Consider the following 10,610-nt stretch of genomic DNA (forward strand, 5'->3'; position numbering starts at 1 on the left):
ATCAGCCGGTGGCCGTTCATCTATGCGGGCACCATCCCCAATGCCGGAGCAAACCCCCGGATCAGGTCGAACCCGTACACCACTTCCCTGGACGCAACCCGCAAGTGGGCGACGTCGGCTGTTCATCGCGCTGTGGAGACACTGTCGCCCTTGTGTCGCTCGATCCGACGCGTCGTCCGGGGGCGTCGGCGGCCTGCGTGCTGATGGCGCACCTGGCGTTCAATGGCGGCAGTTGGCTGTTGAGAGAGCGTCTGGTGCCGTGGCCGCAATTGTTCGCCGGGTCGGTGTCTTCGGATGCTCATGGTCGGGGTGTAAGCGAGGTCAGTGCGGTGGGCCGCACCGCACTGGCGGCGGCCGAGCCGAGTAGTAGTCCCGTCAGGTCATGGGGATGGGCTTGTTCACCGGTTGGCGCCGCTGCTGCGATCCGGTCCAGCCGGAAGCCCCGGCCGGCCCTGCGTGTGCGGCACCAGGCGATGAGGTACCAGCGGCCGTCGGCGGTGAGCAATCCGGCCGGTTCCACGACGCGGTTGCTTTCGTGCCCTGCCGCGTCGGTGTAGGACAGCCGCAGCGCCATGTTGTCGGCAAGGGCCTGCTCCACCGCGGTACGGACCTCGGAGTCGCCCTGAGTCGGCAGGGTGACGATTCGTGCGGCGAGTTCCTGCGCCGCCTCCGAGACGGGGCCGGTCATCGAGGCCACGATCTTCTGAGCCGCCGTGCGGGCCGCGCTGGCGTAGGGGGTGGAGGCGTCGGCCGCGGCGAGCGCGGCGGTCAGTGCCGAGGCTTCATCGGCCGTGAGGTGGATCGGGGGCAGGGTCATCTCCGGGTCGATCGACCAGCCGCCGCCTCGCCCGGGTATGGAGCGCACCGGGACACCGGTCTCCATCAGGGTTTGCAGGTCGCGCTGCACCGTGCGTGTGCTGACCTCGAACCGCGCGGCGAGCGCCGTGACCGTCAGCGGTCGCGGCGCCGCCGCGCGCAACTCTTCCACCAGCGCGTACAGCCGGGCAGTCCGGTTCATGCCGCCGACGCTACCGTCACGCGGAGGCCAAGAAGTCCCGCTCGCGCCGCAGTTCCCGCTCGGTGACGGCCAGGGGGAACAGCGTGAAGCCGTGCATCGCGCCGGCGACGACGCCGAGCTGCACAGGAGCATCCGCCGCCTGCCACCGTGCGGCCAGGAACAGCGAGTCGTCCAGCAGCGGATCCTCGGTGCCCACGACGATCCGGGCGGACGGCAACCCGGCCAGGTCCGCGAACAGGGGCGACACCTCGGGATCGCGGCGCTGCTCTTCCCTCATCCCTGGCGTGAACAGCTCATAGCCGGCCCGAAGCGTGTCGGTGTTGCTCAGCAGTTGTCGGGGGCCAAACCGCCGCTGGCTTGGTGTCATCGACAGGTCGTAGGGGCCGAAGAGCAGGTGGGCCGCCCGGAACGCGCCGGAGATGCCGTGCCGGTCGCGAAGGCGCAGCAGTGTCACGACGCTGAGGTGGGCACCAGCCGATTCACCGCCGATCAGCAGCCGTTCGGTACCGAACTCGGCCGCGGCGTGTTTCACCAGCCATCGGGCAGCCGCTTCGCAATCGTCGGGTCCGGCGGGGAACGGGTGTTCCGGCGCGAGGCGGTAGTCCACGCTCACCACGGCCAGCCGTGCCTGCTCGGCGAGCCGCCAAAGCCGCTCGTCCTGTCCGTCCGCGGACCCGAACACCCAGCCGCCTCCATGGAGGTGCAGGTACACGCCGTCGACGTGGTCCGGCACAAAGACCCGTACCTTCACTCCGCCCTCAACGACGCGGTCCTGGCCGTGCGGCAGTCTTACTGGCGGCATGTCACCGCCGAGCCGGTTGCGCCGCAGGAGCGCCAGCGTGGCTGCGCTCGGCGCCTGCCCGCGAGCTGGACGGCTCGCGGCGGCAGCCTCAAATTGCGCGTTGAACGCCAGGGTCTCGGGGAGGCAGTCCTCATCTGTGATCGTCATGCCGTCGACAGTCGCAGCTGCCCACGACAACGTCCTGTCACCCTTTCCTTGTGAACTGCGTCATGCTCCTGCCCTGCTCCTGATGTGATCGGGAGCGAACACCGGGTGGTCCGTTCAGGCAGCGAGTGGTCGTCCGCCCCAGCGGATGCCCTTCTCACTGCGGACGCGGGCGCGTTCGCGTCGCTGGGCGGCTGTCTTTTCAGGATGCCTTTTGGCCGGCGGGCTTCTCGATCTCGGTGGTTACCCGTGCCCCTCGGAAGAGCACCGGGAGCCACAGGAGACATGCCAGCAGGGGGACCGAGGCGTAGGTGGCCATGCCCACGCTGGAGCCCAACCCGTCCATGAGCGAGCCGAGGACGAGATAGCCGATGCCGATGAGCGCCGACTCCACGAATGCGATCATCGACAGCAGGCTCGCCCGGTGGCGCGACGGCACTGCCTCGTTGAACACGTTGTCCACGATCACGGCGGTGATCTCGGGAATCCCGGCCAGGGCCAGGAACGCGGCGATGGTGACCCAGACAAGGCCGAGGCCGCTCAGGCCGAGCGCCACGGCGAGCGTCAGGAGAGACACCGGGACGATGACCCGATACCCGATGCGCCGGTCCGCGCAGTCCGACAGCAATGGAGTGAGCCCGCCGGCGAAGAATCCCGCCGCTATGACCACGCTGACCAATGCGGTGCCCGCTCCCTGATCGGAGAGGGTCTTCTGCGTAAAAATGATGTACGGCGTCAAAGTCGCATGCATCAATCCGGACACCGCGACAAGCGTGACGAGCGCCGGCGTGGCGACCCGAAGCATCGCCCGCCATGCTGTGGCGTCGCCGTGCTCCTCGGCTCCGTCCTGCTCGTCCACCGCGTCCGCGCCGCGGATCTCGGGCACTCCTGACATCAGCACCACCACGGCCAGGACGAGGCACGCCGCCGAACCGACGTAGACGACTCCCCAGGAAATCTGCTGCAGTTGGCCGCCGAGGACGATGGCGGCTCCCGAGGTGACCGTCCCGAGCATGGTGAACCGGGACTTGATCTTGACGTAGCTGGCCGTTGCACCACGACGCACGAGCAGGTCGTACAGCAGGGCGGTGTCCGAACCGGACACGCATGCCATGCCCACGCCCTGTCCGATGAACAGCGCCAGGAACACCCAGTAGTTGGAGAACGCCACCTGGCCGAGCAGACATCCAGCTATCAGTATCTGGCCGATCACGATGCTGGCACGCCTGCCGATTCGGTCGGCGATGACTCCCGTCGGCAGCTCCGCAAGTCCACTGACCAGGTAGAGCAGTGTCTGCAGTAGGGCCACTTGCCCGACGGAGAAGCCGCGCTGATATAAGAAGAGGACGAATACGCCGCGCTGGAACAGTGTGTTGGCGAGCACGGCGTAGACGTAGAACGGGCGCGTGACACTTGGTGCTGCATTGTCGACTGCAGCCGACCTGCCAAGGGCCTCCGTGGTGCCGGTCATGCTGCGGGCTCCCCCTGGTGACTCCGGTGATCATTAGTGTTGGGTCTCCGCCGCCGACCGGAACCTCCGGTCCATACTTCGCGCAGCGGGTGGGCCCCGATCGTCGAGAGACGTGAAGCCCCTGGCAGGACGGTTCTCACCACAAGATCGTCCGCTGAACCAGAGGCTTCAGGTTGGTCACCTATGCTGCCACGCTCGATGTTCCGCACCGCATCGTGGTGCACCTCTCCCGGCTGCTTGCCGGGCATCGCCGTCGTCTGGGCACCCCGCGGGGCTCGCGGGTACTGGGCACGTTCCGGCAGGTGGTCCTCGTGCTGTGCTGGTTCCGTGAGCGGGGCTGCGTGCACTGCCTGGCCGGGGACGCCGGCACTCCCAGGCCACCAGCTATCGCTACCTGCACGAGGGCATCGACATCCTCGCCGCCCAAGCACCCGATCTGCACGAGGTGTTGGACCGCTGCCGGGAGGAGGAGATGAGTCACGTGATCCTCGACGGCATGCTCATCGAGAGCGGCCGCCTGGCCGGCACTCGGGACAACGGCAACGACCTGTGGTTCAGCCAGAAACACAAGAGGTTCGGCGGCAACGTCCAGTTCCTGTCCGCCCCGGACGGCACCCCGCTGTGGGTCTCCGATGTCGAGCCGGGTTCCACCCCGGACATCACCGCCGCCCGGCTGCACGTCCTGCGCGCGTTGTATAAGGCAGCCGTAGACGGCCTGCCCACCCTGGCCGACAAGGGATACATCGGCGCCGGCATCGGCATCCGCGTCCCGGTCCGCCGCCCGAAGGGGAAGTCGGAACAAGCTCTCGACGCCGACACCCGCACTACGAACTGCCTGGTCAGAGACCTCCGCGCCCTCGGTGAGCGCACCGCTGCCGAACTCAAGAACGCCCGCGCACGCTCAAGCGCGTCACCCTCAGCCCCAGCCGTATCGGCGATATAGCCCGCGTCGCCCTTGCCCTCAACCGCCACTGGAAGTGATCTTCACTGGGAAAACCTGGACGTCATAATCCGTCGGCCGTTAAGTTCGAGTCCCGCCCGTCCCACTGTGCAGGCTTCTGACCTACGGAACCGTCCCATCAAGGACACGGATTCAGACCTTTGGCCCAACGGACGCAATCCGCGGCGCATCAGTTCAACAGCATTGCTGCCAGCGGTAGTTCGAACTGCTCTGACCTGCACGGATGTATCGGCTCGCAGTCGGGGAATTGAGCGCGCGCCTGGCCGGCAAGCAGGAGCAGCGAAGGGAGGGTTACCTTCGCTCGCGTGGAGAGCACCGATGACGGCCGTGTCGCAGCCGGTCGTGCGGCGGTGCTCTTCCGAGGCGTTCAGGACGTACCTGCCTGCGGTTTCGCCGCCGCACCGAAGAGCGCCATGTCAGTCGGCCAACTCCAGGTCACCTTTCCTGCAGTGCGGGGGCAGGGAGCTCGCCCGAGCCCCGGACGATCAACCGGGTGGGAACGGTGACGGTGCGGGCGCGGGTGCGGTCACCGTCGAGTCGGGTCAGGGCGGTGGTCGCGGCCGCCCTGCCGAGTTCCTCCGCGTCCTGGGCGACGACGGTCAGGGCCGGTTCGAGTGCCTCGGCGAGCGCCACCTCGTCGAAGGCGACGAAGGCGACGTCCTTGCGCTTGCTGCGGGCCAGTTCGGCGACTATGCCCAGCGCCATGATGTTGTTGCCGGCGAACAGGGCGGTGGGGGGATCGGCCATCTCGAGGAGTCGGGCGGTCGCGGCCTCGGCGCTCTGCTGGTCGTGGGCGCTGGTGACGAGCGAGCGGTCGTAGGGGATGTCGGCTTCCTGCAGCGCCGAGCGGTAGCCGGCCAGACGTTCACGGCGGGTGTACAACTTCGGGGGCAGGTCGCCGACGAAGCCGATGCGCCGGTGTCCGCGGGCGATGAGGTGGGCGACGCCGTCGTGGGCTCCGGCACGGTTGGAGCTGACGATGCTGTCCGTGGCGAGGCCGACTCCGGGTCGGTCGAGGAAGATCACGGGCAGTCCCGCCGTACGGTGGGACTTGAGGTGGGAGTGGTCGGCGCCGACGGACGGAACGACGATCAGGATGCTGACGCGGCGGGCGAGGAACTTGTCCGTCAGGGCGCGTTCGCGCTCGGGGTCGTCCGCGGAGGAGCCCATGAGCAGGGTCAGGCCGCGTTCGCGGACGGTGTCCTCGATGGCGCGGGCCACGGCTCCGAAGAAGGGGTTGGCGAGGTCGGGGATGACCAGGCCGATAGTGGTGTCCGGGCCGCCGACGCGGATGTTGCGGGCCATGAGGTTCGGCTGGAAGCCGAGCTTGGCCACTGCGGCGAGTACCTGTTCCCTGGTCTGCGCGGAGGCGGGTCCGTCCTCGTTGAGGACTCGAGAGACCGTCTTGGCGCTGACGCCGACTTCTCGGGCGACATCGGCCAGGGTGGGGCGGCGGTTCGCTGCCATGGAGGAAACCGTCTCCTGAGGGCTCTCGGTTCCGACCGCGGCCTCGGCCGGAAACCGCGAGAGCGGGGTTGTGCTGTCAGGTGGCCTGGACTCCGGCGGCCTTCGCGGCCTCCGAATCCGCTACGACAGTATCTCCGGCCTCATCGACGGTGAGAGCACCGGTCATGATGGCGACGACCTCGGCCATCGAGTAGTCGGAGGGCTTGATCACGGCGGCGCGCCGGCCCAGTCGGTGGACGTGGATCCGGTCGGCGATCTCGAAGACGTGCGGCATGTTGTGGCTGATCAGGACGACCGGCATGCCCTTGTCGCGGACGCGGCGGATGAGGTCCAGGACCTGGCCGGACTCCTTGACGCCGAGGGCGGCGGTGGGTTCGTCCATGACGACGACGGAGCGGGCCCAGGCGACGGAACGGGCGACCGCGACGGCCTGCCGCTGTCCGCCGGAGAGCGTCTCCACCGACTGGGTCAGCGAGCGCAGACCGATCTTCAGGTCGGCCATGTGCTCGGCGGCCTCCTGACGCATGCGCTTCTTGTCCAGCATGCGGAAGACACTGCCGAGGACGCCGGGGCGGCGCAGCTCGCGCCCCAGGAACATGTTCGAGGCGATGTCCATGGAGGCGGCCACGGCGAGGTCCTGATAGACCGTCTCGATGCCGTGGGCGCGTGCGCTCTGCGGCCCGGAGAAGGTGATGGGCTCGCCGTTGAGGCGTATTTCACCGGCATCGGGGACTACTGCGCCGGTGAGCGCTTTGATCAGGCTGGTCTTGCCGGCGCCGTTGTCGCCGATGACGGCGAGGACCTCGCCGGGCAGCAGGTCGAAGTCGGCGCCGTCGATGGCGGTGACCTGGCCGTACCGCTTGACCAGGCCGCGGGCCTGCAGAACGGGCGTGGGGGCGGTGGTGGCGGTCATCGTGCCTTCCTCCGGGAGATCTGATCGACAGTCACCGCGAGGATCACCAGAACGCCGGTGATCAGGGTCTGGTAGATGGATGCGACGCCCATCAGCTGGAGGCCGTTGCGGAATACTCCGACGATGAGGACGCCGATGAAGGTGCCCAGGACCGAGCCGCGTCCGCCGAAGAGGCTGGTGCCGCCGAGGACCACGGCGGTGATGCTGTCGAGGTTGTCGGTCTGCCCGGCCTGCGGGTCACCGACTCCGGTGCGGGAGATGAGCAGCAGGGCGGCGATGCCGTACAGCAGGCCGGCCACGGTGTAGATGCCGATGGTGAGGCGGGAGGTACGGATGCCGTTGAGCCGGGCCGCTTCGGCGCTGTTGCCCAGGGCGTAGACGTGCCGGCCCCAGCCGGTGCTGCTCAGCGTGTAGGCGAGGAGGAGGAACAGGGCGATGGTGACCAGGGAGCCGTAGGTGATGTCCGTGTGGCCCAGCGGGAAGGTCTCTCCGAGGGCCGTCAGCGGGCCGGGCAGGCTGGTGACCGTCTGCTCCTCGGAGTAGATGTGGGTCAGTGCGAACGCCACGTTGAGCATGCCGAGGGTCACGATGAACGGCGGGAGTGGGATTTTCTGCACCAACAGCCCGTTGAGCAGCCCGAAGCCGCCGCAGACGCCCAGGCCCAGCGCGATTGCGACGAGGGGTGGGACGGAGCCCTCGGCCGCCATCTTGGCGATCACGATGCTGCCGAAGGCCATTACCGCCCCGCACGACAGGTCGATGCCCGCGGTGAGGATGATCAGGGTCTGCCCGATGGCGAGGGTGCCCACGACCATGACCTGCTGCACGATCAGTGAGAAGTTCCCGCCGGTCAGGAACTGGTCGGTCGAGAAGGAGAAGAAGGCGCAGGCCAGGAGGAGGGCGGCCAGGGGCCCGGTGGTCGGCGCCGTGAGCAGTCTGCGGGCCGTGGTCGGTGCTTTGAGCTCCGAGTACGGCGTGGTCATGGCTGTCATGCGAAGTCCTTGTAGGAAGACAGATGTCCTTGTCCGAGGACGAGGGCTGAAGCGCCGCCGCCGGGACAAGGGGGGCGGTCGTCCCTGGTCGGGGAGGCGGGCCGACCGCCCCGCTGAGGGGAGTGGCGGTGTCGTACGGTCCTAGGGGGCTCAGCCCCAGCAGTTCTCCAGGCCGTAGGCGGTGTCCTTCGAGGTGACCCCGGCCTGCGCCTTGTCGGTGATGAGGGTGACTCCGGTGTCGGTGTAACCGGACGCCTTCTTGCCGTCCTTGGCGTACGTCACGACGGCCTTGACGCCCTCGGCGGCCATCTTCAGCGGGTACTGCTGCGAAGTCGCGGCGATCTTGCCGTCCTTGACAGCCTGGGTGCCGGTGCAGCCGCCGTCGACGGAGACGATCAGCACGTCCTTCTCCCGGCCCTTGGCCTTCAGCGCGGTGTACGCGCCCAGAGCCGCCGGTTCGTTGATGGTGTAGACGACGTTGATGTCGGGCGACTTCTGGAGGCAGTTCTCCATCGCGGTCTGGCCCTTGGCCTGGTCGCCGCCGGTGTCCTGGGCGCAGACGACGTCCTTGTCGGTGGCGCCGAAGCCCTTCAGGAAACCGTTGTGCCGCTGGACGCCGACGGAGACGCCCGGCGCGAGGTCGAGCGCGGCTATCTTCGCCGTCTTGCCCTTCATCGCGGCCTTGGCGTACTCGCCGATCAGCTCACCGGCCTTGAGGTTGTCGGTGGCGAAGAGGGCGTCGACCGCGCTCTCCGGCTCGGTCGGGGTGTCCAGCGCGATGACCAGAACGCCCTTGGCGCGGGCCTTCTCGATCGCGGGCACGATCGCCTTGGAGTCGCTCGGAGTGATCAGGATGCCCTTCACACCGGCGGCGACCATGTTCTCGATGGCGGTGACCTGACCGGCGTTGTCCCCGTCGAACTTGCCCGCCGCGGTGGACAGTTGCACGCCGTTCTCCTTAGCGGCCTTCTCCGCGCCCTCCTTCATCTTCACGAAGAACGGGTTGGTGTCGGTCTTGGTGATCAGACCGACCTTGACCTCGCCCGAGCCGGAGCTCGATGAGCCGGAACCGGAGCCGGAACCGCAGGCCGTCAGGGTGAGGGCCGCGACGCCCGTGACTGCGGCGGCTCTGAGGAGGGAGGAGGACAGGCGAGTGGTGCGAGACATGATCGACTCCTGTGGGATAGCGGGCGGCACGGGGTGTGGATCAGAGCATGCCGCTCGGTGGTGTCATCGTTGACTTATGTCATCGTTGACACTGCCTGGCGAGGATGATGGACTCCGCATCCCGGCAACGTCAATGCCTTCCACGCGTCACAAATTGGCAACGTCCGTAGCCGGCCCCCGCGCAGCGGGTCGGTGCCGGTGCGTCGCGCGGCCCCTTTTGCCCGGTCTTTCCGCGCCTTTCCGAGGGAGAGCAGCCCATGAGCCAGCGTCAGATCACCGTTCTGGGGGAGTGTGTCGCGGACGCCTTCACCGAACCGGCAAACGCCTCGAACGAACTCGCTCTGCGGGTGCTGCCGGGCGGCGGACCTGCGAATACGGCGGTGGCTCTGGCCAGACTGGGCACCTCGGCCCGCTTCCTGGCGCGGCTGTCCGGCGATGTGTTCGGCCGCCTGTTCCGGGCCCACCTGGAGGCGTCCGGCGTGGACCTGTCGTATGCCGTGGCCGCCGCCGAGCCCAGCACGCTGGCCGTGGCGGAGTTGGATGCCGCGGGGCAGGCCGCGTTCTCGTTCCACGCGCAGAACACGGCCGACTGGCAGTGGACTTCAGGGGAACTGGCAAGGGTGGATCTGTCCGAAACGGCCTGTGTGCACACCGGGTCGCTGGCGCTGGTCCGTGAGCCCGGCGGGTTGGTGGTGGAGGAGTTCCTGGCAGCAGCGGCTCCGCGGGCCACCATCAGTATCGATCCCAACGTCCGGCCGCTGCTGGTGCACCCCGAGGTCTACCGCGCCCGGCTGGCGCAGTGGTGCGGTCTCGCCGACATCCTGCGGCTGAGCGGGGACGACCTGGAACTCCTCCTGCCGGGCACCCCACCCGAGCAGGCGTGCGACACCTGGCACGCTGCGGGCGTACGGCTCGTCGTGATCACGCTGGGCGCCGACGGCGCCCTGGCCTCACTCGACGGCGAACGGCTGCGGGTGCCCGCCGTGGCCACGCGGGTCGTCGACACGGTCGGCGCGGGGGACTCCTTCGCCGCCGGCCTGCTGCACCACCTTGGCGCCCGCGGACTCCTCGGTGGCCGGCTGGCCGATCTCGGTCTCGGTGATGTCGCGGAAGCCTGCCGGTTCGGCACTCGGGTCGCGGCCCTGACCTGCTCGGTTGCCGGTCCCAATCCACCGTGGCAGGACCAGCTGGCACAGCTCACGGCCGCCGGTGGCGCCTGACGGGCGGACGGGCTTCGCCGGTCGATTCCGCCTGAACTGTTGACGCATCGGCTGCACTTCGCTCATCATCGGGCCTTCGATGTCATCGATGACACAAGTCAACGATGACACCCCTGGGTCGGCGGCGTGGACGACGACGCCGACCAGGGCGTCACCTTTCGGTCGGTCCACGCCAGAGCCGCGGGCTCGGCCCAGTGGACGGCCACAGCACAGGAGACACTATGAGCTCAGGACGTGTATCCCGGCATGCCCGCGTGCAGATGATGGCGGCGGTGGCGACCGTCTGCACCCTGTCCGCAGCCGCGCTCGCCCCCCAGGCCGTAGCCGCCGACACCCTGCCGTACTCCGAGACCTACCGGCCCCAGTTCCACTTCACGCCGGAGAAGAACTGGATGAACGACCCCAACGGCCTCGTCTACTACAAGGGCGAGTACCACCTCTTCTACCAGTACAAC

The 10,610-nt window shown here is 68.3% G+C and carries 9 protein-coding genes and 2 pseudogenes; 3 read left to right on the forward strand and 8 right to left on the reverse strand.

The genetic code is table 11. The features are described from left to right. Positions 1-298 precede the first annotated feature (298 nt). The 4 genes and pseudogenes from ADK57_RS08690 to ADK57_RS08700 all read right to left on the reverse strand — a co-directional run bounded on the left by ADK57_RS08690 (position 299) and on the right by ADK57_RS08700 (position 3,435). Positions 299-1,018, reverse strand: coding sequence for a helix-turn-helix transcriptional regulator (locus ADK57_RS08690; protein ID WP_053748788.1), 720 nt, complete (start codon positions 1,016-1,018; stop codon positions 299-301). 16 nt (positions 1,019-1,034) lie between these two features. Then, on the reverse strand, positions 1,035-1,997 hold the full coding sequence (locus ADK57_RS08695; protein ID WP_234390040.1) for an alpha/beta hydrolase: 963 nt from the start codon (positions 1,995-1,997) through the stop codon (positions 1,035-1,037). An 84-nt stretch (positions 1,998-2,081) separates the two neighbouring features. After that, positions 2,082-2,177: pseudogene (locus ADK57_RS52400) on the reverse strand (integrase); the annotation flags it as partial. Further along, positions 2,167-3,435 carry an MFS transporter gene (locus tag ADK57_RS08700; protein ID WP_199830511.1) on the reverse strand — a complete coding sequence of 423 codons (1,269 nt, stop codon included), beginning with the start codon at positions 3,433-3,435 and terminating at the stop codon, positions 2,167-2,169. The gene ADK57_RS08700 and the pseudogene ADK57_RS52400, both read right to left, overlap by 11 nt. A gap of 173 nt (positions 3,436-3,608) precedes the next feature. Here ADK57_RS08700 and ADK57_RS08705 point away from each other — a divergent pair. Further along, positions 3,609-4,416: pseudogene (locus ADK57_RS08705) on the forward strand (transposase family protein). A 415-nt stretch (positions 4,417-4,831) separates the two neighbouring features. Here the strand turns inward: ADK57_RS08705 and ADK57_RS08710 are convergent. From ADK57_RS08710 to ADK57_RS08725, 4 genes are all read right to left on the reverse strand, one after another. After that, the gene (locus ADK57_RS08710; RefSeq protein ID WP_053748790.1) at positions 4,832-5,863 is read right to left on the reverse strand and encodes a LacI family DNA-binding transcriptional regulator; all 1,032 of its coding nucleotides are present in this window, start codon (positions 5,861-5,863) and stop codon (positions 4,832-4,834) included. A 76-nt stretch (positions 5,864-5,939) separates the two neighbouring features. Continuing rightward, positions 5,940-6,776, reverse strand: a complete 837-nt coding sequence (locus tag ADK57_RS08715) for an ATP-binding cassette domain-containing protein (protein ID WP_053748791.1) — start codon at positions 6,774-6,776, stop codon at positions 5,940-5,942. Further along, complete coding sequence (locus tag ADK57_RS08720) at positions 6,773-7,768, reverse strand: ABC transporter permease (protein ID WP_053748792.1); 996 nt, start codon at positions 7,766-7,768, stop codon at positions 6,773-6,775. Before ADK57_RS08720 ends, ADK57_RS08715 begins: the two co-directional genes overlap by 4 nt. A gap of 150 nt (positions 7,769-7,918) precedes the next feature. Beyond that, entirely contained in the window at positions 7,919-8,935 is a 1,017-nt protein-coding gene (locus ADK57_RS08725) for a sugar ABC transporter substrate-binding protein (protein ID WP_053748793.1), read from the reverse strand. Between the two features lie 257 nt (positions 8,936-9,192). Here ADK57_RS08725 and ADK57_RS08730 point away from each other — a divergent pair, with 257 nt between their 5' ends. After that, positions 9,193-10,155, forward strand: coding sequence for a carbohydrate kinase family protein (locus ADK57_RS08730; protein WP_053748794.1), 963 nt, complete (start codon positions 9,193-9,195; stop codon positions 10,153-10,155). Between the two features lie 221 nt (positions 10,156-10,376). Then, the coding region (locus tag ADK57_RS08735) for a hypothetical protein (protein WP_324612184.1) at positions 10,377-10,610 on the forward strand (234 nt) is incomplete at its 3' end.

This window comes from Streptomyces sp. MMG1533 (assembly GCF_001279775.1).
GTDB lineage: Bacteria > Actinomycetota > Actinomycetes > Streptomycetales > Streptomycetaceae > Streptomyces.

What these genes read in the sequence shown, in the direction of transcription:
- ADK57_RS08690 (WP_053748788.1), bottom strand. Translation starts at nt 1,018, where the DNA reads ATGAACCGGACTGCCCGGCTGTACGCGCTGGTGGAAGAGTTGCGCGCG.
- ADK57_RS08700 (WP_199830511.1), bottom strand. Translation starts at nt 3,435, where the DNA reads ATGACCGGCACCACGGAGGCCCTTGGCAGGTCGGCTGCAGTCGACAAT.
- ADK57_RS08710 (WP_053748790.1), bottom strand. Translation starts at nt 5,863, where the DNA reads ATGGCAGCGAACCGCCGCCCCACCCTGGCCGATGTCGCCCGAGAAGTC.
- ADK57_RS08715 (WP_053748791.1), bottom strand. Translation starts at nt 6,776, where the DNA reads ATGACCGCCACCACCGCCCCCACGCCCGTTCTGCAGGCCCGCGGCCTG.
- ADK57_RS08720 (WP_053748792.1), bottom strand. Translation starts at nt 7,768, where the DNA reads ATGACAGCCATGACCACGCCGTACTCGGAGCTCAAAGCACCGACCACG.
- ADK57_RS08725 (WP_053748793.1), bottom strand. Translation starts at nt 8,935, where the DNA reads ATGTCTCGCACCACTCGCCTGTCCTCCTCCCTCCTCAGAGCCGCCGCA.
- ADK57_RS08730 (WP_053748794.1), top strand. Translation starts at nt 9,193, where the DNA reads ATGAGCCAGCGTCAGATCACCGTTCTGGGGGAGTGTGTCGCGGACGCC.